The sequence below is a fragment of the Acinetobacter sp. NIOH-H-8 genome (assembly GCF_046635365.1).
GTDB lineage: Bacteria > Pseudomonadota > Gammaproteobacteria > Pseudomonadales > Moraxellaceae > Acinetobacter.
In genome coordinates this window covers 25,199-46,903 of sequence record NZ_JBHDVN010000013.1, presented here as the reverse complement: position 1 = coordinate 46,903, position 21,705 = coordinate 25,199, and the positions used below count along the sequence as shown (strand labels likewise).

The 21,705-nt window shown below is 37.3% G+C and carries 19 protein-coding genes and 1 other annotated feature; of the genes, 10 read left to right on the top strand and 9 right to left on the bottom strand.

The features are described from left to right. Positions 1 to 98 precede the first annotated feature (98 nt). Complete coding sequence (locus ACEWB7_RS07500) at positions 99 to 938, bottom strand: hypothetical protein (protein WP_227504918.1); 840 nt, start codon at positions 936 to 938, stop codon at positions 99 to 101. Positions 939 to 1,139: 201 nt separating this feature from the next. On the opposite strand from ACEWB7_RS07500, the gene ACEWB7_RS07495 reads away from it, so the two are divergent. Next, positions 1,140 to 1,790 carry a hypothetical protein gene (locus ACEWB7_RS07495; RefSeq protein ID WP_024160879.1) on the top strand — a complete coding sequence of 217 codons (651 nt, stop codon included), beginning with the start codon at positions 1,140 to 1,142 and terminating at the stop codon, positions 1,788 to 1,790. Further along, positions 1,766 to 2,557 (top strand): TraX family protein, encoded by a 792-nt coding sequence (locus tag ACEWB7_RS07490; protein ID WP_038350041.1) that lies wholly within the window; start codon positions 1,766 to 1,768, stop codon positions 2,555 to 2,557. Before ACEWB7_RS07495 ends, ACEWB7_RS07490 begins: the two co-directional genes overlap by 25 nt. A gap of 68 nt (positions 2,558 to 2,625) precedes the next feature. Here ACEWB7_RS07490 and ACEWB7_RS07485 read toward each other — a convergent pair whose 3' ends face one another. From ACEWB7_RS07485 to ACEWB7_RS07470, 4 genes are all read right to left on the bottom strand, one after another. Further along, the gene (locus ACEWB7_RS07485) at positions 2,626 to 3,372 is read right to left on the bottom strand and encodes a hypothetical protein (RefSeq protein ID WP_368776138.1); all 747 of its coding nucleotides are present in this window, start codon (positions 3,370 to 3,372) and stop codon (positions 2,626 to 2,628) included. Positions 3,373 to 3,490: 118 nt separating this feature from the next. Next, entirely contained in the window at positions 3,491 to 4,231 is a 741-nt protein-coding gene (locus tag ACEWB7_RS07480; RefSeq protein ID WP_005006125.1) for a hypothetical protein, read from the bottom strand. Between the two features lie 34 nt (positions 4,232 to 4,265). After that, on the bottom strand, positions 4,266 to 4,805 hold the full coding sequence (locus ACEWB7_RS07475; RefSeq protein WP_024160732.1) for a hypothetical protein: 540 nt from the start codon (positions 4,803 to 4,805) through the stop codon (positions 4,266 to 4,268). An 80-nt stretch (positions 4,806 to 4,885) separates the two neighbouring features. Further along, positions 4,886 to 5,308: a hypothetical protein gene (locus tag ACEWB7_RS07470; protein ID WP_005006133.1), complete on the bottom strand. Its 423-nt coding sequence runs from the start codon at positions 5,306 to 5,308 to the stop codon at positions 4,886 to 4,888. A gap of 59 nt (positions 5,309 to 5,367) precedes the next feature. Here ACEWB7_RS07470 and ACEWB7_RS07465 point away from each other — a divergent pair, with 59 nt between their 5' ends. From ACEWB7_RS07465 to ACEWB7_RS07440, 6 genes are all read left to right on the top strand, one after another. Then, positions 5,368 to 6,174, top strand: coding sequence for a hypothetical protein (locus ACEWB7_RS07465; protein WP_024160730.1), 807 nt, complete (start codon positions 5,368 to 5,370; stop codon positions 6,172 to 6,174). A 1-nt stretch (position 6,175) separates the two neighbouring features. Continuing rightward, on the top strand, positions 6,176 to 7,030 hold the full coding sequence (locus ACEWB7_RS07460) for a transglycosylase SLT domain-containing protein (protein WP_024160729.1): 855 nt from the start codon (positions 6,176 to 6,178) through the stop codon (positions 7,028 to 7,030). Between the two features lie 85 nt (positions 7,031 to 7,115). Continuing rightward, positions 7,116 to 7,622, top strand: coding sequence for a thermonuclease family protein (locus ACEWB7_RS07455; protein WP_005006141.1), 507 nt, complete (start codon positions 7,116 to 7,118; stop codon positions 7,620 to 7,622). Between the two features lies 1 nt (position 7,623). Then, the gene (locus ACEWB7_RS07450; protein WP_227553477.1) at positions 7,624 to 7,935 is read left to right on the top strand and encodes a hypothetical protein; all 312 of its coding nucleotides are present in this window, start codon (positions 7,624 to 7,626) and stop codon (positions 7,933 to 7,935) included. 172 nt (positions 7,936 to 8,107) lie between these two features. Further along, positions 8,108 to 9,643, top strand: coding sequence for a site-specific DNA-methyltransferase (locus ACEWB7_RS07445; RefSeq protein WP_024160885.1), 1,536 nt, complete (start codon positions 8,108 to 8,110; stop codon positions 9,641 to 9,643). A gap of 15 nt (positions 9,644 to 9,658) precedes the next feature. Further along, complete coding sequence (locus tag ACEWB7_RS07440) at positions 9,659 to 12,346, top strand: DEAD/DEAH box helicase (protein ID WP_024160726.1); 2,688 nt, start codon at positions 9,659 to 9,661, stop codon at positions 12,344 to 12,346. Positions 12,347 to 12,398: 52 nt separating this feature from the next. Here the strand turns inward: ACEWB7_RS07440 and ACEWB7_RS07435 are convergent, their stop codons facing one another. After that, positions 12,399 to 15,242, bottom strand: a complete 2,844-nt coding sequence (locus tag ACEWB7_RS07435) for a hypothetical protein (RefSeq protein WP_411580557.1) — start codon at positions 15,240 to 15,242, stop codon at positions 12,399 to 12,401. 268 nt (positions 15,243 to 15,510) lie between these two features. On the opposite strand from ACEWB7_RS07435, the gene ACEWB7_RS07430 reads away from it, so the two are divergent. Both ACEWB7_RS07430 and ACEWB7_RS07425 read left to right on the top strand, forming a co-directional pair. Further along, positions 15,511 to 16,730 (top strand): IS3 family transposase gene (locus ACEWB7_RS07430; protein ID WP_411580556.1). Its coding sequence is split into 2 segments (ribosomal slippage): positions 15,511 to 15,787 and positions 15,787 to 16,730, totalling 1,221 coding nucleotides; the frame shifts between segments, so codons are not numbered across the junction. Further along, positions 15,786 to 15,902 (top strand) — a sequence feature (AL1L pseudoknot). Its footprint overlaps the gene before it by 117 nt. Positions 16,731 to 16,850: 120 nt before the next feature. Then, positions 16,851 to 17,513 carry a head GIN domain-containing protein gene (locus ACEWB7_RS07425; RefSeq protein WP_044112290.1) on the top strand — a complete coding sequence of 221 codons (663 nt, stop codon included), beginning with the start codon at positions 16,851 to 16,853 and terminating at the stop codon, positions 17,511 to 17,513. A gap of 144 nt (positions 17,514 to 17,657) precedes the next feature. Here the strand turns inward: ACEWB7_RS07425 and ACEWB7_RS07420 are convergent, their stop codons facing one another. The 3 genes from ACEWB7_RS07420 to ACEWB7_RS07410 form a co-directional block, all read right to left on the bottom strand. Then, on the bottom strand, positions 17,658 to 19,325 hold the full coding sequence (locus ACEWB7_RS07420; RefSeq protein WP_010591044.1) for a virulence-associated E family protein: 1,668 nt from the start codon (positions 19,323 to 19,325) through the stop codon (positions 17,658 to 17,660). Positions 19,326 to 19,353: 28 nt separating this feature from the next. Further along, complete coding sequence (locus ACEWB7_RS07415) at positions 19,354 to 20,262, bottom strand: hypothetical protein (RefSeq protein WP_024160890.1); 909 nt, start codon at positions 20,260 to 20,262, stop codon at positions 19,354 to 19,356. A gap of 68 nt (positions 20,263 to 20,330) precedes the next feature. Next, positions 20,331 to 21,530, bottom strand: a complete 1,200-nt coding sequence (locus ACEWB7_RS07410; protein WP_005028487.1) for a hypothetical protein — start codon at positions 21,528 to 21,530, stop codon at positions 20,331 to 20,333. Positions 21,531 to 21,705: the final 175 nt, after the last annotated feature.

Sequence of the window (21,705 nt, the reverse complement as noted above, 5' to 3'; positions counted from 1 at the left end):
CTACAAAACTTCGGTATGACCAGGCCCTTTCGTTAAAAGATCGCTATATTCTTCTTCCTTTTGATATAGCCTATGCACATAAACTACCATGGTGCTATTTATGAATATTGAAATGCTTTTGTGTATGTCCAACTTAAATTGACCAACAAATTAGGTTCTTTATCCAAAGCGAATAGATCTGAATAAACATTAAAGTTTTTACCCAAAAATGCATTGTGTAAGAAGTGAATAAGGTCTAGATCCACGTAGTTAACCGTAGACACAATCTTTAAGTATTCAGACAAAGCTTTAAACATCGGTGTTAGCTCTGCGATGGCACGGCTAAACCGCTGTTCTGATTTATGCTCTCTATATTTTTCAAAGCCATTTTTCAAAATCCTTTTGAGCTCTGCATCATCAAATGGAATATTTGAATAAAACTCACCAGTACTAAGATCTCCAAAATTAGACATAAAGTTATCAATCACGGGTAATTTACGTTCTAGAGATAAGCGCTGCGTTGATCTGATTAATTTAATGAATGAATAGAAAAACGGTAAGAAGCGTCTGTAGTAATCATAAATGACCTCTGCAAGCTTACGATCGCGAACATCAGCATTGATGGGTACACATTTAGGATATTGCGTAACAAAATTGGGTTTCTGCAGATAAATGGTTAGGTCCTTAAACACCTCAGCACCATTTAGGCGATTAGATTTAAGAAATGACCAATCTACCAAGTCATAATCTACTGCACGAATCTCTCTTAGATTTAATTCATCAAACTTAAAGTTGAGTAGGCGTAGGTAATCTACAAAATTAGCCAAGTACCATGGCTGAGTTTTATCGATGTTGTATTCAGGATGACTATCAATGTCCAAGTGATTTAATAAATTGGTCCACGACTGGTCAATTCCAGCCAAATTAACTTGTTTGTCTATTCGATCAGGGGTAAGCATAGTAATCCCAATTGTATATACTAATTCGTAAGAAATTAGATACATTGTATCAATAATTCCTAGAATAAATATTCTTTTAAATTTTTTAACAATTCTAATTCGCCACACAACAAAAATGCTTATTTACTGAGCTAAAAACTTATATCCAATTAATTAAAACCCTATATAATTATTTTAATACTCTAATTCGAGTGAGTTGTTATGATTAGTGATCCAATCGAAATCGCAAAATTAAAACAAAGCATCTTAGATTTAAGAAACAATATTTTTCCTCCACAAAACCTTTTAACGGTTGATGGATTACCAATTTATTATGGTGAGAAAAAGTTTGTTGATGAATATCTTGCACAATGGATGGACTTTTATCAAAAAGCATTAGAACTTTCTAATCCTTTTGGTGATCCTATTGATTTGTCCGAAATAAATGAAATTCATTTGCCTGTGCATTTTAATTTGCCCGTGTTTGCTCGTAATGTCACTCGCATGATTTTAAATAAAACACTGGCCAAGGAATCTATTACTTTTCGTTCAAGTGCAGATCTGTTTGAGAAGTGCGGATACTTCAATCGTGAATATACGGATTTAATTTATGAGTACTTTGATCGTGATGAAGATAACGTATTGGTCGGGCATCGACCGTATAACGATATTCGTGCGTACTTGTTTTATGCCGGCGATGAAGAGCGTCATCGCACGAGATTTTATAACTCTGGCCTGGTGCTCGGTTATCCCGAAGGTTGGAATAGCATTGAGATCTTAGATAATCGTAACAACACCCGAAAACAGCGTAGTGATGCTTATACAAACCCTTTAGCGAAAAATAACACATGGTTCATCTACAAGAAGCTGTAATTAGCCAAAGCGCCGTGCGAGATCGCAATAGAGCCTTGGATCTATTGAAGTGGATTGCGATTGTGACCATGGTTATTGACCACGCATCAATATTATTTCCTCAATATAATCTGTTGTTGAGGACGATTGGCCGTTGGGCTTTTCCTATTTTTTGTATCATGCTTGCATTCAATTTGAACCAAGCTATTTCTAAAAAGAAAACCCATACATTAAAAAACTATTTTAAAAATTTGGCGTTGTTTTGTGTGCTATCAGAAGTACCGTATCAACTATTCAACCAAGAGCCATTTACAACTCTGAACGTCATGCCTACGTTGCTTTTAGGATTTTTGCTTGTTGTATTAGGGGAATCTAAACATAAATATGCAACGCTGCAGTTTGTCTCTCTGTTAGTCGTGATCACATTGCTATCTAATTTTATTATGTATAGCGTGTGGGGCGTTTTATTAATTGTATTCCTGTATTTATTCTTTAAAACAACCAACGTTCATTCTAAGAAATACTTTTTAATGATCAGCGTCTTGCTCACTTCATTGGCCAACATTTTCAACTGGTTGATTGGTGGCTACTATACGGATATGACTACATATTCTTTGGCATTCTCATTTGCTGTCAGTAGCGCCATTGCAACGTGTATTGGTGCACAATTCCTACTGAAAGGACAGCACATGAATTTACCTTTTGAATTACCGCCAGTGGGGAAGTGGGCGTACTGGTTCTATCCAGTACATCTCGTCATCATTTGGATTCTTTTTAAATTTGCATAATAAATTTAGGCATAAAAAAAGCACCAAAGTATTTATGACTAAGGTGCTTTTTTATTGCTTAATCAGCGTTATTCGCTAGATCCAGCATCTAAACCGAATGAGCTAATTTCTTGCTGTCTTTCTTGCTCAGCTGCTTGTTCTGGTGATGCTTGTGGAGTAGGTGCACCAGATTGGTTATTTTGTTGATCATATTGATTCAGCAATTGCTTTAATGCTTCAGGATCTTGAGCAATTTGATTCGCAATTTCTAATGTTGGGTCCTGTTGTTTTTTACCAGCAGCATAACCAAAAATAGCCAAACCAATGAAAGCAGCAAAGAAAGTGGCAAGTACGATCAGTACAAATTTACCAATAATGCTACCTTTGAAGCGTTCAAACCAAGTTTCATCTTCATAGTGGTAAGGTTGGTTAATGTTTTGGCAACCATAGCTAAATGCATCCATCCACGCATTACGAACCAATTGTTTAATTTGTTCTGTTTGCGGTAAATGACCTTTTTTAGCCGCGTTTACTTTGATTTTTGGCTCTGCTAATACAAAACGTTTTTCTTCACCATTACCTAGTGTATTAACGAGCTCTACGGTACCAGAACAAGTGAAATAACGACCAACATCATTGTTTTCTAAAGTATCAAAACCACTGATTTGTATTGTTAACTCTTTAAGATCGGCATTCGGGATTTTTATATTTTTAGGTTGACGATTCAAATCTTCAGAATCCGTATCAACTGAGATTGTTAAAAGGTCATTGTTACTAAAAATTGAAACAAGAGGGTCGTGAGATAGAATGTCTTTTTGCTTCTTAATTAAACTCACAATGTATCACCAGTTAAAATAGAAATTAAAAGTATTATATTTTAAAAAAGGGTTTTAGTGATAGTTTATTTTATGTTTAACGTAAAAAAAGCCACTTTTAAGAAAGTGGCTTTTAGGTTTAAGGGAGATAGTTATTATTTATAAAATATTCCTTTTTAATTCTCTTAATCTCCATGCCTTTGTCTAAAAGCAATTTAAACTCATTAAAATCATCACGCATAAGCTTATGAACCTTTAATGATTTTTGACTCTTAGCTTTGATGGCACTGTTGTATTGTACTGCAGCAACCAGATCGTAATGCTTATTTAGATCCAAACCATAAAGTGATGTTAATTTTTCAGAAATATAATCAAATATAACGGTCAAACAGATGACCTTATTGTTAGTGTTAGTCAGTATCTCTTCTGGAAATTCATTATTTCCCGAAGCTGCACTGGCTAAACGTGCCCATTCTGTCATGGGTAGGGAACCATCTTCACCAATCACGTTGATTAAGTTGTTTAAAAAGATAAAGCGGTGATTAAAAAACTTCACTTTGCTTTTTTGCAAAATTCTAAATGTATAAACGTTTGCCCAATACACAACATAGTTTTTAATCTTTAGACCATTGATTGAGTCTTGCGTTAATAAATCTTCATTGGTGATGCCATGATATTGAGTTGCTTCTTCAGTGACTTGTTTTTTTGGCTTCCAGTAGCTCTCTTCAGCATTATAAAGATACTGAACCTGTTCTATTGATGATGTGCGGCACTTTTTAATACGCGTCAAAATAGACGACTTAATAATGTCAGGCACATCAACTGGATTCTTGACTTTGGCGGTAAATTCCAGTGTGAGGAAACATAATGGTGCTGGCATAGCTTGGCCTTTCTAATATCCCTTAATTTATAACTTAAAACGTTCTATTTTCTGAATTGATATTCGCGAAATAAGGAACTAATTGCTTTTCTCGATCATGAATGTATGCAGTTGATGACATATCCAATACTGCACCTGGTACATAAGTTAGGTTTAGATTGATATTTTCACCGTTACCATCGATCAAGACGCCATTAAACCGCGCTTTGTCTGGATCTCCTTTTACAAATAGCTGTTGGCCAACATAACCGGACAAGCTATTGATATAGAGGTTTTTCATTTTTTCCGAAGATTGCAAAGCATTTATATAGAGAAGATCCATAATTTTTTCTTCTCCATTTTGATTTCTAATTTTTACTGTTTTTGGACCAACAACATCCACAATTGTAGCAATCCATAAGTCATGATGTTCAACTTCCCAACCATTGTAGCGACTTTCAATCCAATCGGGGCTTAAGAGTCTTGGCTTAAAGGGGTAGGAGTAGATTTTGAATATTAAGATCGAAACCACAATTATGATTGGTAAGCCAAAACATATTTTTATTTTATGTTTCTTAAAAGCACTGTTAAACATAACCGTATATACCAAAAAATTTAAAATCATTTTAACTTAAAATAATAAGTTTGTATTGGTTAAAACCATTGATATATCAATTATTCATCACTGTTATAGGTATAGCCATCATCACTACTGCGATCTTTACCTACTAATAATGCTTCAATACGCTTAGCTTCAGCTATTGTTCTGAGTGCATTTTCCTTTTTTTCTTGTCGTTCTGTATTTTCACGAATCGCTTCAAGAACCTCAGGAGATAAGGCGTTTTCAGGTTGTTGTTCTTGGGCTTCAGGCTCGGAAGCACTTGCTTCTTCAGCCTTTATAGGTTGGTCTTTTTTCTTAGGATCTACCAAGTCATAAAACACAAGTTCTTTTGATTCACTCGTTGCCGATTCGTCTAAAAACTTCTGTTCTTGACCTTTTAATGGATCTTGTTCATTTGGAGTATTAGAGTTATTACAGGCACTTAAAAGGGTGGAAATTAAAATAACCGTTGCGAAAATAAAAAGGGTTTTAGACACGTTGAAAATCCTTTAATATAATAACGTATTCTACATAATAAAAGTCCGTAGGTAAAAGTATGTCTTCAGATAAAAATAGTTCTGATAGTGCTACACAAAAGGTAAATATTACCAATGAGGTTTTAGATGAAGCTGCCATTAAACAGGCAATTGAAGCTAATCAACCCCGTAAATCAGGTATTTTAAAGCGAGTCTTTTTTGATTTCGGGCGTAAAAGCCACTGGAGTTCAGCTAGAAAAGGGTTTTTACCGCATTTATCTAATATTAGATCAATGCTGTCGCCAACATGCCCCGAATGCGGTAAATCGATTTTAATGCATGACAACAGGATTCCACGTTCTTATAAAGGCAACGTGAATTGGGTATGTGCACACCCTTTATGTGAATATGAAATTGTCGCACCTAACAATTTTAAACAACTTAAAAAACTCATTGCTAATACTCACTACCCAAGAGGGCAAGAACGTTTAGCTTCAATGAGTAATGATGAAATAGACAAGCTTATTAAAAACCATCAGTTTTCTTCTTATTTGTATTTAGCATTATCTATGTTTACAGGCTTGTACGTAGTTTATATGTTCTTTAAAGCGCTATATCCAATGCTTGTTGTACCAGGTGTATTATTGGTGTTTTATCTATACATGGTTAGTATCAATTCAGCTTATCGTGCGTGGCAAGTCCGTACTGGTCTTTTATTCTTACCGAATTCGCCATTCTTGGCATGGTTCCGCTATGCGCCAAAAAAATATAGCTTATCGTGGTATGACGGCAAAAACCCATTGCCAGTTGAAACACTGAATAAGTTAGCTGACCGTAAACAGCACCTAATCGACAATTTCAACAACAACGATAAAGGTGCTGATTAATATGCTGTTAAAACCAACGCTATTTGCGACTCTATTAGGATCAAGCGTTGCTTATGCTCAATTGCCTCAAAGTTCTGAGGCTCTAGGTGCATATGCAAACCATGTCAATTCTAATGGATCAAGTACACCATATCGACCATTTCAGGTCATGACCAACACTCAGCAAGAAACGGCGCCAGCAAAGCCAAGAGGCTTTACGAGTCGTTACCTGGGCGTGAAGTACACACCGAAAAAAACTGAAGAAACTCCGACTAGCACTGAGCGCACGGCAGTTGCACAAAATAGACCACAACCTAGTGGCCAGCAAGCACCAGCACCACAACAACAACCCGTTCGCCAGAATATCCGTCCTGTTACTTATACCTATCCAACTACGCAATACAATCAAGCGAGTGCATCTTACGATCAAACCGTACCGGGTAGAGTCGCTACTTTGAGTTGTGTTATTCATGCTGCGCGGTCAGAAGGTGTTCCGCTGTATGTTTTATTGGGTATACATAGCAAAGAGCGTGGTACCAATGGACAAACAGTGCAAAACAAAAACCTTTCATTGGATATGGGGCAATTCCAAATCAATACCATACACTTTAAACGTGGCGGTATGTTTGAAAGTTATAATAGCCATTATGTGCGTACTGATGGATGTCTGAATGCGCGACTTGCAGCCAAGATCTTGCGAAATCGATTAGCCACAAAACCGTCAACCGATTTTTGGGTTAGAGCAGCTGCTTACCATTCATGGACGCCATCTTTTAATGCGATATATCGCAATGGCACGGCGAAACAACCTGGTTTAGTTGCGTATGCACTTCAATGGAAAAACTGGCTTGAGAGAAAGGGGATAAATCCTAACTAATCAGCTAAATATATTTTTTAAGAAAAAAATTCCAGTTATGTAATGCGATATAATTTACCTATTCTTTACCCACTAAGGATTCAAAATGAACCTTAATACAACTTTAAAAAGTTTAGCTTTAACCTTATCCATGTCTGTTGTTGCTACTGCAGCTCAAGCCGATTTTGTTGGCAAAGTTGTACGTATTTCTGACGGCGACACTATCACCGTTTTAAACAACAACAATGAGCAGATCCGTGTTCGCTTCAACCAGATTGATGCACCAGAAAAGAGTCAAGCTTTTGGTCAGAAATCGCGTCAGAACATCAGTTTCTTGCATGAAACGATTGTGTATGTGCAAGAAAATAGTAAGGACCGCTACGGTCGTACTCTTGGTACCATTTTTCAGATGCGTACAAACCAAGTGCCTAACTTAAACATCGTGAATAGTGTTAACTATAAGCAAGTTAAAGATGGCTATGCATGGGCTTATCGTGAATATCTCAAAGATAAAATTATTTTGAGTGCAGAAAGCAACGCACGTTCTCAACGCCTTGGTTTATGGGCTGATCCAAACCCTGTTTATCCAAGCCAGTACCGTCACAATAAGTAATATGATGAACGGTGAATTAAATACCGCTAAAGCAGTAGCGGTATTAAATAAATATGTACTGCAACAACAATGTGGTAATCGTATGGAACTGCAGTTCTTCAGTGAAGAACTGCAAGCTCAGATTGAAGCTCTCAGCTTGGCTTCTGTACAAAATGAGTTGGTTACTCAGTTGGCAAATTTGGGAAAATGTCTTTGTGATGAAAAGTTGGTGAATTGTTCAGCCAACGCAAATTACTCAGAAGTGGCAATAGATTTCCTTGAAATGCACTTAGAGTCGCTGGAAGGGCGACAGTTCAAAGAAGGTTTTATATGACATCTATTGTCATATCCACGGAATCCAATTAATCACCAAAACAGAACAAGCCACTAAGCTATTTAGTGGTTTTTAATGGGTTAAATTAAATATTTTCATCATTCTTATAGATATAAAATAAATAAATAGTTGATAATAGGTTATTAACTTTAAACCTATAATTGTGATTTTTATGCCTTTACTCGATTGGGTTAATCGTAACCAAGCCGAAGAAACAGCAAGCCAAGTTCCATTCCATCTCTTAAAATTCCAGAAATCATTTGGTGATACCGATACAGCCAAAGAAAACCTTATTATTCAGGGTGATAATCTACAAATCTTAAAATCTTTACTACCTTTATATGGCGGTAAGGTTAAATGTGTTTTTATTGATCCACCGTATAACAGTCAATCAGCTTTTGAGCACTATGATGATAAATTAGAACACGCTCAATGGCTTACAATGATGTATCCACGTTTGCAATTACTAAAAGAGCTTTTAACTGAAGATGGTTCTATTTGGATTACTCTTGATGATAACGAATCACATTATTTAAAGGTCATGTGTGACGAAATCTTTGGAAGAAAAAACTTTGTAGCAAACATCGTATGGCAAAAAAGATATTCGAGAGAAAACCGTGAAGCTATTGGAGATGCTCACGACCACTTGCTTGTATATGCTAAAAACTCAATGGAGTTTAAAAAAGTTCGTAATCTAGTTCCTATGAATGAAACGCAAGCAAAAGTATATAAAAACCCAAATAATGATCCTAAAGGCAGATGGCGTGGTATTCCAATGACAGCGCAAGCTGGACATGCTACACCAGAGCAATTTTATGAAATTGTGAGCCCATCAGGTAAATCTTTCAGACCTCCAGAGGGAAGGTGTTGGGGTGTTTCAAGAGCAACATATGATAGATTGTTAGAAGAAGGGCGAATATATTTTGGTAAAAATGGTGATTCACAACCTAATATTATTAGATACTTATCTGAAGTTAAAGGTGTAGTGCCTTGGACTTGGTGGAACCATGAAGATCATGGACATACCGATGAGGCAAAAAAAGAAAGTCAACTTTTGTATGGAAAAGATGAAACATTCTCTAGCCCAAAACCTGAAAGATTGATGGAAAAAATACTCTATATTGCGACAAATAAAGGGGATATGGTTCTTGATTCATTTTTAGGTTCAGCGACTACCGCCGCTGTAGCTCACAAAATGGAAAGACACTACATTGGTATCGAAATGGGTGATCATGCTCAAACTCACGTTATCCCGCGTTTAGAAAAAGTCATTGAAGGTGAGCAAGGTGGCATATCTAAATCCGTGGAGTGGCAAGGTGGTGGAGGTTTTAGTTTTTATAAACTAGGCAACGCCGTTTTTGATGATCAGGGATTTTTAAATTCTGATGTTAAGTTTATGGACCTAGCTAGTTATATTTGGTGGCTCGAAACTAAATCAGCATTCAATAGTGCTGTAAGCCTTGAGAGTCCATTCTTAGGTGTTCATGACGGCGTATCTTATTTCTTACTATATAACGGCATTTTAGGTGATAGACGGCCTAATAGTGGGAATGTACTCACACATTCTATATTAAACTTCCTCAATGATTGCCATACCAGTGAAGGTAAGCGTGTGATTATTGGTGAAGCATCACGACTAGGTAAAACCAAATTAGATGAATTAAATATTGAGTTTAAACAGATTCCATATTCGTTATATGGCAATTAATAAGTAAGGTTCCTCATGACTTTTCAATTAAAAAACTATCAAAGCCAGTCTTTACAATCTTTAGAGAACTACCTAACTTTAGCTGCCTCATTAGGTGCTGAAAAAGCTTTTAATAAGTGTGTCGGTGAAGACATTAAATATAATGATCGCTTAGATGGAATTCCTAGTGTATGTCTACGCGTACCAACTGGAGGGGGTAAAACCGTACTTGCTTCACATAGTATTGCGATTGCTGCGCGTAACTACGTAAATACAGATTCTCCAATTGTACTATGGCTTGTACCAACAGATATGATTCGCCAACAAACACTTTTGGCGTTATCTGATGCTACACATCCATATAGAAAAGCATTACAAGGGTATTACGGCGATCGCATCAAAGTATGTGACATTGAAAGTCTACAAACTTTGAACAAGCATGATGTGAATCAATCATGCATTGTGATTGTGACAACGATTCAAGCGTTCAATATCGACAAGGAAAAGACTTATCAACGCAATGCTTATGCATTTGATGAATCATTAAGTGAACATTTTACGAGCCTTACTGACTTCCAAACTGAAGGCATGGATCGAGTATCAGAAGATACTTTGAAATATCAAACATTTCTAACGCAACGTGATATAGGCCGTGTAAAGCATTCCTTGGTTAACTTTTTTCATTTACATAGACCGATCATCATTGTCGATGAAGCTCATAAGAACCGGGGTGGTAAAACGTTTTTTACTACATTAAAAACGTTGAATCCAAGTTGTTTGATTGAGCTTACAGCTACTCCAAAAGACAATAATGTGCTTTATTCAGTATCGGCAGCAGAATTAAAATCAGAAGAGATGATTAAACTTCCTGTAGTTCTGACTGAACATACTGGTAGTTGGCAAGATTGTATTCGCGATGCGCTAATACAACGCCAGAAACTAGAAGTACTGGCACAAAATGAAAGGGAATATATCCGACCAATATTGCTGATACAAGCTCAGGATAAAAATGGTGATGCTAATGTAAATGTTGTTAAAGAACATTTATTAAGTGAATATGAAAATATTACTAACGACTGGATTGCTATTTCTACTGGTGGTACCAAAGAGCTTGAAGATGAAAATCTATTTAGCCCTAAAAGCAAAGTCAAGATTGTAATCACTGTAGAGGCATTAAAGGAAGGTTGGGATTGTTCTTTTGCATACGTGTTAGCAAGTTTGCAAAACATAAATTCTGCAACTGATGTTGAGCAATTATTAGGCCGTGTTTTACGGATGCCATACGCTAAACTGCGTCAAAATGACGAGTTAAATAAAGCGTATGCTCATGTCATTTCGAGTTCTATTGCACAAGCTACGATGTTACTTAAAGATCGCATGATTCAAAATATGGGGTTTGAGAAGTGGGAGGCTGATGCAACAATTGTCGCTAAACCTCAGTACAATCTTGGGCTTGGAGGCGATGGTACAGCAACGAAACAAAAGATCCCTGAAACTATGATCTCTGTCCCGTTTGAAGTAAAGCCAGAAACCCTATCCGAAGAACTTAAGCAAGCAATTCAGACAAGAGAAAATAGCCAAGGTACCTCTTTGATTATCAATAAAGGTACGACTAATGAAACTTTTGATAAGATTGAAAAGGCCGTAATTGATCAGACTCCGCCTAAACAACTTGAAAAGGTTCAGGAAGTCTTTAATGAAGCTCGTGCTGAACGCCAGGCATATCAAGCACCTGAAAACTGGAATGCTTCTTTCGCATCAATTCCACAACTAGGTTTGTTCGTGGATGGTATGTGGCAAATTGCAGATAAAGAAACAATAGAAGACTCTATAGAATGGAATCTATTAGATTTCCCTATACAACTTGAAGGTTTTTCTATCAAAGAAACCGTCAATAGTTTTGAGATTGATCTTAATATAGATGAACAAAAACTCAATTATGCGTTACTTCAGAATCAACAAGCTCAATTTTCTAATATGCCGACTCTGGTTACTGAAACCGATCTTATTAATTGGCTTGATCGCAAAGTAAGTAGACAAGGGGTAACGCAAGTTCAGCTAAGAGCATATTTAACAAAACTGTTAAGTTATTTGCTTCACGTAAAAAACTTTACTCTTACACAATTACATCGTGCTCAGTTCCAACTATCCCTAGCCATCACAAAAGAATTGGATCGGTTATTTGAGTTGGCGCGTCAACAGGCTTTCCAAGGCGATTTGTTTAGTCAATTCCAAGTGGCCAATCAGCCTCAACCTGAAAATACATTTAAGTTTGAGCCAGGCAAGTATCCTGTAAAGAAACCTTATCGTGGTGGATGCAAGTTTGAAAAACACTTCTATGCTCAAATTGACGACCTAAGAGAAAAAACTGAAGGTGGTAGCCTTTCGGAAGAGTTTCGATGTGCTCAACTACTTGAATGGCACTCTCGAGTAAAATATTGGGTCCGAAATATACCGAAACAGCCACAAACATCATTTTGGTTGCCTACTGGTAAGGACTATTTTTATCCAGACTTTGTTGCTGAGTTGGATGATGGATCTATATTCGTTCTTGAGTATAAAGGTAGTCACTTAGATAGTGCCGATGATGCGAGAGTTAAAGATGCTATTGGTAGACAGTGGGCTAAAGATAGCCAGGGTAAGCGTATTTTTCTTATGGCGACAAAACTAGATAAAAACGGACGTAGTTTGGAAGATCAAATTAACCATGCTTTAGCAAGATAGATATATACCCACTAAAAAAGCCCCGATATTCGGGGCTTTTTCATATCTGCTTTTACATATCGAACGACTGTCCACGTTCGTTAGTTTTGTTTAAATTCTGCGGTTCTATACCATACAGCTTTAGACCATCACCTAGAACGAGATCATCTACACGCTTTTCAAAACGAGTAAAGAAATCGTTCAGTCTTTGGAAGACTGGTGGTTCATCTAATAGTTTGGCCATGTTGTTTAATGTTTTACTTAGACCGTTCACAAGATTGAACTTTTGTTGACGGTCCAAAGACAAGCTGTTCGATGTATCTAAAAGGGTGGTGAGGCTTTCTTGAACCTTTTGATAGTTTTGATCATTGGTTACATTACTGACAATCAAATGCACTACTTTGTTTTTGATCTTCAATGTATCCAGATTCAATTGATCAAATGCAATGGTCCTATCAGTAAGATTTTCTCTAAATGTTTTGAGACTCTGCCACTCTGGATGTGCAGCCTCTAAATCAGATAAAACTTTCATGATTGACGCACGGTATTCGCTATCAGACGCACTAATCACAAAAAGTTCAGGATACGACCGCTTCTTAGAAACTTCTTCCTGAGCTTTATTGAGCTTATCTTCAGCGACAGCAATTGAACCCTCAACATCGGCATTACTAATACCAGCTTCATGAATTAACTTTCTAGCTTTATACATTTCTGCTGAATGAAGCCAAAAAGCGGTAAAGATAGCTGACTTAGCGTAGCTTTGATGATCGATACCTTGCTGAAGGTTTTGTTCGGGAATGGTCGAACGATCCACACTCTGCAATTTAACTGTATCTTTGTTGATGTCCTTGGATACATCAATATGTACTTTGGTATTTTGCATGCTATCCATACTTGGGTTTGTGCTAGTGGTTGGTTCTTTGGCACCCATTTTCTCGAATTCAATATCACCGGCTTTAATCTTTTGATGGCCATCTGCAGTAGCGACAACTTTCAAAACATCATTTTGAACTTTGGTGACATCAATTTCAGAAAGGATCTCCATGTAAGACTTAATGCCCTCAAGAGTCATGACGGGCGAAGATACGGGTGCCGTAGCGGTTGGAGTTGATTTATCATCAAATGCTTTATCAAATGACGGCGGTTGGTACTTTGGTTTTGCATAGGATTTCGTGCTACCTGTACCAGCTGGTCCATCATAGTTAGCTTTTGATAGATCTTGTTTACGCTTTTCAATATTTGCGTTGTAATTTTCAATATTTGCTTGGTTTTTAGCTCGTATGTTCTGCAATTCCAGATATTTTTCATCTGATTGTGCAATCACAATGCCGTAATTCGGTTGGTATTCTTTATTAGGGAACTTGGCTGCATAAGCTTCGCGTTGACGGTTGTAGCGGTTAATTGCATACGCAACTTCAGGGATCTTGTTGTCTATACGTTTGACGGCGTTATTTAGTTCTTTTGCCAACTCTGCAGCTAAACGTTCAACACCTAAATATTGACGAGCATCATCCCAATCAGAAACAGATAATTTATTTTGGAAAACTGGGGGCAGGGTGATACGTGTTTTTTCATGTTTGCTCACATCACCTAACACACCACTTAATGAAAAGTTGTGACAAGCTTCTTGTAAGCCAGGATTCAAACCAGACTCAAGCGTTTGGCCAGCATCGTTATCATAACCAACAAATATATTGGCTTCAGGATTGATGCTGCGGATAAGCTCAGCAACACTTGAGATATTGGATTTACTGTATGACGCTAAAACTTGTGTGTTTTCTGCAGTAAAACCCTCACCCAATAAACCAAGCTCTAAACCGGCATCCAACGCCTTACGTGCGCTGATCGCTGTTGCCCAACCCTCCTTGATCAAATAGTTCTTTGCATTCGGGTTAAAGACTTCATAGCCAACATCAGGATTTTTGCTAACAGGCAAGAATGCATCTTTCGTTTTGGCTTTATCAAAAAAGTACTTGCCCTTATGCAGTACTTCTTCAAGCTTGTTGGTTTCTTTGTTGCGCTTTTTTTGGCGATGGTGGGTGATACGCTGTAAATTGACGACTTTGTTATTGGTGTCAATTAACGGTGCAAGAATGACAGCTCTGCTTTTACGTAAATCAAAGCCTTTTTTCTTTTCGCCCTCAAGCTCAGGTTCAAAGTTGATAAAATGCTTTTGATACGCTAATACATTCTCTACTGTTTCAACGAGAAGCTGTTGATTGGTGGCTGATTCAGGAAGTTCACGCTTTACTGCTTCAATGGCTTCATCACGGGTAAAGTTATCTTTACGCATGATTTTAGCGCCGTATGGCTCTAGGTTCTTTTCAACCATATACGGCATTTGTCGAATGTCGCGTTTAAAGGTCTGAATGCTTCCAGTTTTATTATTAAAAAATGAATCGTCAATAACTTTACCAGCACGTTGCCACTCAATACGGATAGCGATTTGTGCAGCTAAGAGCTCTTTTTCTTGTTGAAGTAGATGCTTCTTTTGAGCTTCTTCAAACTCACGTACACGGCGATCAACATCTTCTTTGCTTGGTGGTTTGTAGTTAGGGTTTGAATCTCGTTGAGGCTTGATTACGTTCTTATAGTGGTCAGCAAAAGCAATTGAGATTTCAATGTCAGTTACACCAAAGCGGTGTCCTTTGAGCACTGGCCAGTATTCACCAGTATCACGGTTCATGTTTGGATAGATCCAATACATCCCTCGTGGTTTGACATTGTTGCTACTTGATTTACTAGGGTTATCTGATTCGGTGAGGCAAGGCACTTTTTCATCAAATACGGTCACGAATTGATATTTACCAGATGACTTGAATACGAATCCGTAGTTTCGCTCCAGTTCTTCTTGGAAAAACTGAAACATCGTATTTAAATCACAATTATGTCGGGCGCTCGGTACTTTCTCAGCCATAACAATTCCAATTTCTAATATATATTCAGGTGCAATGTGCTACCCAGGTTGCATAGGACTATTAATCATATGCTTAAGAAAATTTATACTTTTAGTATATACCGATTCTAAAAACATTTCTGTTTAATCTTTAATATAAGCTATGTCTAATAAAGGTTTAAAGAAAAATTAAAAGTTTTAATTTATTATTTTAATAAAAAAGATTTAAGCCCTCAATGTGAACCGTACCGGGTTTGTCGGAGACTCAATATTCTGAGAGACTATTCCGATGAAAAAACCAAACTATACCCCCGAAATTAGAGAAAGAGCGGTTCAATTACTAATTGAATCTGAAAAAGATTATCCTTCTACTTGGGCAGCAATCACAGCTATTGCGCCTAAAATCGGTTGTACTCCTGAAACATTGCGTGTTTGGTATTTAAAGCATATGGATCAACTAAATCCTGCCAAAGTACAACAGATATTTGACCAAGAAAAAATGAAGCAAATGGAACGTGAAATTAAAGAATTAAAACGTGCCAATGAAAATCTACGTAAAGCAGCCGCTTTTTTCGCCCAGGCGGAGCTCGACCGCCCACACAAATAATGGTGGATTTTATCCATAATAATAAAGAGCTGTACGGAGTCGAGGCGATTTGTAGAATTTTACCGATCGCACCCTCAACCTATTACCGGACTCTAGATCTCTGCGAAAATCCAGAACATCGAGCAAAGCGAGATTTACATGACTTGCATCATGCTGAGGAGATTAAACGAATTTGGAAGGAAAGTTCAGGTCGGTATGGTGTACGTAAAGTCTGGCAAAAACTGAAACGTGAAGGCTATATTATTGCACGCTGTACTGTTGCTCGATTAATGAAAAAGCTAGGTATACAAGGTGTTTGGCGAGGTAAGAACAAACAAACCACCCGTAGCCGAGATGACCAAAAACGAGCAGATGATTTAGTGAAACGTAATTTTACTGCTGATCATCCTGACCAACTGTGGGTCAGTGACTTCACGTATATTCAAACAAATTCAGGCTGGGTTTATACTGCATTTATTATTGATGTCTTCTCACGAGCAATTGTTGGATGGAAAGTATCGACACGGATGAATACAGATATGGTGCTCGATGCACTTGAGCAAGCGTTACATGCTCGAGACATGCCAAAGAATGTGATTCACCATAGTGACAGAGGGGTTCAATATCTTTCCATTCGCTATACCAATCGTTTAGAAGCAGCAAATTTACGAGCATCAGTCGGTACGACCGGTGATTCATACGATAATGCTTTGGCTGAAACAGTGAATGGCTTATACAAAACAGAGGTGATTGAATATTTAAAAGCAGATTGGCAAGGTTTAGCGGATGTACAACTTGCGACATTAAATTGGGTAGATTGGTTCAATAAAGAGCGTGTACATAGTGCACTAGGTTATGTGCCACCTTTTGATTTTGAAGCAATGTACTATGATAAAATTAATCCGTTAGGTCAGGTGGCCTAACTTAAATAAAAAGTCTCCGACAAACCCGGTACGGTTCAATGTTATAATTTACAGACAATAAATAGGTTATGAGTGACCACTTATTTAGGGTTAAATTACTTTTATTAATTTGAGGTTTATATGTCAAAACAGTTTTTTTCGGGTTCTGTTGTAATCAATGGCAACGCCAATGTATACAGTTCAGGTTCAAACCATCAAATCGTTGGAAGTGGAAAACGAGTGACTAAGCAAGTACCTGTAAGCCCATTTAACGAAATCTGTATGAAAGGTCCAATGAGTCTGAAGTTTTTTGCTTCAAGTGATTCTAAAATGGAAATTACTGCAGACGATAATATTGTGGATCTTATTAGTGCTACTTTTCAGGGTGGTGTATTGGTTTTAGCTATTCAGGACAATGTGAGTTTTAGTACTCGTTCACCGTTAGAAGTATCGATCACTTACCCAACTTTAAAAGCTATTGATTTAAAAGGTTCAGGCAATATCCAGATCTTAAATCTAAATGAAGATAAATTTACCGCAAGTATTAGTGGATCTGGAAATATGGATTTAGACGGTACCATTGAACACTGTGTCTTATCTTTGAAAGGATCAGGCAATTTTGATGCGTTACCACTGAAAAGCACCAATTTAGAAGTGGCGCTATCTGGTTCAGGCAATATCTTTTGTACAGCTATCAATTCAGCTCAAGTACAGCTTTCAGGCTCAGGCAACGTTAAAGTTTATGGAAACCCAATCCATAAGACACAAAACCGAACTGGTTCAGGACAAATTAGTTTTAAATAGGTCGATAAACCTAGTTGTAAGACACTAAACCGAACTAGATCAGGAAACATTTGTCTTAAGTAGATCGATAAACCTAGTTCAATGAAAGTTTAGAGAAAAATAAACCCCAAAAGTTTGCTACCTTTGGGGGTCTATGTTTGACATTCAAATTATCGAAATAAAAATATTATTAATGAAGTTTTCGGACCATTCAGGATCGTTCGATTTACTCAAAATATCTTTGAGCCAAACCTTTAATGTTTCAATTGGATAATCTGCATTTTTGTATAAGTTAATCACGGTGATAATCTGTTGATTCAGTGCTGTTGTTGAATCATTACGTGCGATCATTTCTACAAGTTTTGTGTAGGCCTGAAGGAGTTCTGGTTCTTCAGCTCCAGTGACTTTACGGGGTTGCTTGCTAATCTGGCCAAGAATCTCAATAAATTGTTCTTTGACCAGCTCAATCGGGTGGATCTGACTAAATCCCTGTTGAGTCAGTAAGGCGTATGCGCGTAAAACCAAGCTAAACCAATTCTTTTTGGTCATGCTATCAGGATAGAGGCCTATATCATCCAACTGTTGTTTGATGCCAAAGAATAGGGCACTGATAGAGTAGTTCGGGTTAACCGTGCTTTGAATTGCAGTCGTCCACACGGCATTTTGCATTTTATGACGTATAACATCACGCGTGTAATCAACGCCGTATAAACATTTAAAATCGTTCCAGTCACTTAGATCTAGCTGTTCTTCAGTAAATTCAGGTCCAATCATGGCTGCGTTTACAGCTCGGCATGCTTCTGTTGCGTAATAGATACCGGGATTGCGCTTTATTTTGCTTTCTAATGCTGTTTTATGGTCATTATCATTGAAAATATAGAAGCGTGAAAACGGGAATTCGGCACGGAAATCACGTACTACATTCATGATGTTGCCAGCCACGTACACGACAATGACTGGAATAGAGTATTGAATTGATTCTGCAATTGCTTCACCAGTGGCGTAGCCCTCACAAAAGATTATCCGATCTTGGTTCCATGCATCCAATGGATCTTTATATAAGATTTTGAAAGCGCCGTTTGCAAGTACACCACGTAATGTAAACTTATCTTCACCACGCTTGTTTTTGTGTTCAGCGATGGTCTGAAGGAAAATGATTTGATTTTTGAGGTTTTGCCCCTCAACTAAAAGCTTGTTCTGGCGTAGCGACTGTTGATCTAGATCTGGTTGCAGATCAATAATACGGTTCAGAATAATGGTGTTGTTCTTGTGTTGAGGGTAGTACTGGCTGACATAATCAATCAGCTCATTTTTAGTGAAGTTGCTTGGATTGTACAATCTAGCATGACTGAAGCTAATCTGCTTTTTCACATTGTAGTTGTGTGGACGGTTTGACAAGGGTAGGCTTCTGGCCCATTCAAAACCCATATAGATTTGAGCCAATATCTCTTGGTCTTTTTTGTTCTTCTCAGCACTTTTGCATGAGTTTAAGAAGCGTTTAAGATCTTCTTCTTGCTGTTCCTTGGTATATACGGTGTCACCAGGTTGCAGATCCATTTCTTGAATGTATTCATACAAGCTGTAAGTGAAGTTTGCACCGCCAGCATGAAACCAACCATAAGACATACGTGCGTTATCTAGATCTACAAGATACCAGGCCGTTTTTTTCTTATTTTTTGTGGCGTCATTGTGGTGATTGGTTCTGAGGTAAATACGTTTAGAGCTTCGTTCAAGCTGAAAGTCACTCTCACGATCAAATACAATGCCCTCATTTTCAAGATGCGATCTAAATATTTTAGATAGCGTACCAATATCGATACCATACTTGATCATGAGGGGGTTCATAAATAAAGAAACTCACTTATAAATATTTTATAACCAGCGGTTGAGCAACGACATATTTTGATGGGTTGTTAGTTTGCAACGTGATTTCATGAGCGTAATGCCATGCCTTAGTGATACGGTTTAGGATGACACTTTCAAGGTCGTCTTCTAAGAATTCGTAAAGATTAAATCGCACGTTGTTTAAGATCAGTTTTTTATAACCTTTCACAAGGGTATTTAAAAAATTCTGGGATTGGTCCATAAAGGCGTTAACGTCAGCATCATAACTTATTGTGTTATTCACGACTGCATTATAAAAGTACTGCTCAGAATCAATTTTAATAATATGCATCTGCTCTAAGAATGACTCTAAATAAGCTGGATGCATATTTTTACTTAAAAACTTACAGATCCGCTTATTCTTGTTGTCGTTAAAATAGATGTATTTAGAGGTTAGCTCAGCATTAATCACTGTGACATATTCGCCGTCCACACGAAACTTCACGGTATTATTGTTGGTGAACTGCAGCATTAATTCTGTGAAGATATAGCTATCTAACGTTTTTTCATGCTTAAACGTCTGCTTGTCCAAGAAATAACTGTTGTACTGAAGATCTGCAACATTGGCATAGCTTTGAACGAATTGAGCTATGTCATTGTGCATGTTTTGGGTGTCGAGATCCGATACTTCAGTTGAAACCGATTGAAAGGCACTATTTTTATAAAGATGCCCTAATAATTCTGTTTGATTGTAGTTTTTAGGTTTAACTTTCAAGCCAACAGTAAACTCGTCTTGCTCATAATTCCCTTTAATTAGATTGCTTAAATAACTTTCAGCTTCTTGAAAAGATACGTTTCCAAGGTTGTCTAAAAATGATTTTAAGGAAGTGCCATCTAATCGTACTGCAACATGAGATATAAATGATGGATCGAACTCGAAACGCATAATACTTCATTGATTGAAATGGGTATTAAAATTATATAACAGGTTTAAGGAAAAAAGAATGAAAACCTTTAAGTATTATTACCATAAAAGTAATTTTGAATTGATTTAATAAGTTTAGTTTCGGTTTCTTGAGTATATAAACTACCTGAAATTAGTTTTAAGCCAGTATCAGTTTTAAGCCAATGTAGTGTATTAAAATGGTCATTAGCGATATGGCTACTCTTGTGCATGCGCGACACAAAACCAGTGTTCAGACCAGTATCAAACAGGCGTGGACAACTTGGTGCGTGGACATGATAGAGGACTTCACGGCGTTGATTGCTAGAGGGTGATTTACCTACGCCACGGCGTACTGGCATACCTTTGTGCTTTCTATAACTATTGAGAAATGAATCAATCGTATCGTTATACGTGGGTTGCATCAGGTAGCCACGGTGATTGTAGATGTCAGTTTTAGGATGAATAGAAAAATTAAATAAGCTAAGCATTTTACCAAGTAAGATTAATAGCTCAGGACTACCTTTAAGGTTGGTACCAATCAAACTATCTTTAATGGTTTTAATAGTATCCGTGCGATACTCTAAAACCACATAGTCTCCCCAATTAGAGGTTAAGCTTAAAGGATCTTCATCAGATATGTTGGCTTCAGTATCTTCATAGCAAAACACGATGATCAGTACTTTAACGTTGTTTCCGTTAAACAAAACTTCGTTTTGATGCGCGAAAAAACCATATAAAGGTTTGTCGTTGTGTCCTAGACCTGGTGTATGAATAAAGTTGGTCCACTGAAAGTAGTAATTCAGCAAATGACCATCGACATAGCGACCGTTTTCATCATTCAATAGGGTGCGATATACATCATTTTCAAGCTTTAGCACGGGTTGGCTGTACCGCCAAGCGCTCAACGCTGCAGTCGTAAATGCAAAGTCATAAAAGTTAAACTCAGGGTTCATATTTTTATAGAACAATGCATAAGGCTGTAACACACTTTCCCATACCTGTAATGGGATAAAGATGTTGGAACCCCACTTAGGAATCTCCGCAAAATAACCAGTGCCATAGGTATGATTTACGTTATCCCAAAACAGGCGTTCTAGCTGTTTATAGTCTGGAATGTCTTCGCTTTTAACCAATGATGCTGTACATAATGCTAACTTTTTCTCCAGTGCCAATAATTGACTGACAGGAGGGTATAAGCGACCAGCTTTTTGCGTAAAAACTTCCGCATTCAACTTTGATATAACATCAGCAAAGATTGAATCTTTCACTATACTGGTCTTCCATAAAAGGTGTGTGAGGGTGGCTAATTAGTATAAGGCATTCTAACAAGTTGTATGTATTCTATAAGGCGTAAAACTCTAAAAAGTTGATAATATATATCAGTTTTTAAAGCATTCACATTTCATACATAATTCTAACCTTGCTCAAATATAACATCATATT

Coding starts and splice junctions, on each gene's coding strand:
- ACEWB7_RS07500 (WP_227504918.1), bottom strand. CDS start 938: ATGCTTACCCCTGATCGAATAGACAAACAAGTTAATTTGGCTGGAATT.
- ACEWB7_RS07495 (WP_024160879.1), top strand. CDS start 1,140: ATGATTAGTGATCCAATCGAAATCGCAAAATTAAAACAAAGCATCTTA.
- ACEWB7_RS07490 (WP_038350041.1), top strand. CDS start 1,766: ATGGTTCATCTACAAGAAGCTGTAATTAGCCAAAGCGCCGTGCGAGAT.
- ACEWB7_RS07480 (WP_005006125.1), bottom strand. CDS start 4,231: ATGCCAGCACCATTATGTTTCCTCACACTGGAATTTACCGCCAAAGTC.
- ACEWB7_RS07475 (WP_024160732.1), bottom strand. CDS start 4,805: ATGTTTAACAGTGCTTTTAAGAAACATAAAATAAAAATATGTTTTGGC.
- ACEWB7_RS07465 (WP_024160730.1), top strand. CDS start 5,368: ATGTCTTCAGATAAAAATAGTTCTGATAGTGCTACACAAAAGGTAAAT.
- ACEWB7_RS07460 (WP_024160729.1), top strand. CDS start 6,176: ATGCTGTTAAAACCAACGCTATTTGCGACTCTATTAGGATCAAGCGTT.
- ACEWB7_RS07455 (WP_005006141.1), top strand. CDS start 7,116: ATGAACCTTAATACAACTTTAAAAAGTTTAGCTTTAACCTTATCCATG.
- ACEWB7_RS07450 (WP_227553477.1), top strand. CDS start 7,624: ATGATGAACGGTGAATTAAATACCGCTAAAGCAGTAGCGGTATTAAAT.
- ACEWB7_RS07445 (WP_024160885.1), top strand. CDS start 8,108: ATGCCTTTACTCGATTGGGTTAATCGTAACCAAGCCGAAGAAACAGCA.
- ACEWB7_RS07440 (WP_024160726.1), top strand. CDS start 9,659: ATGACTTTTCAATTAAAAAACTATCAAAGCCAGTCTTTACAATCTTTA.
- ACEWB7_RS07435 (WP_411580557.1), bottom strand. CDS start 15,242: ATGGCTGAGAAAGTACCGAGCGCCCGACATAATTGTGATTTAAATACG.
- ACEWB7_RS07425 (WP_044112290.1), top strand. CDS start 16,851: ATGTCAAAACAGTTTTTTTCGGGTTCTGTTGTAATCAATGGCAACGCC.
- ACEWB7_RS07420 (WP_010591044.1), bottom strand. CDS start 19,325: ATGATCAAGTATGGTATCGATATTGGTACGCTATCTAAAATATTTAGA.
- ACEWB7_RS07415 (WP_024160890.1), bottom strand. CDS start 20,262: ATGCGTTTCGAGTTCGATCCATCATTTATATCTCATGTTGCAGTACGA.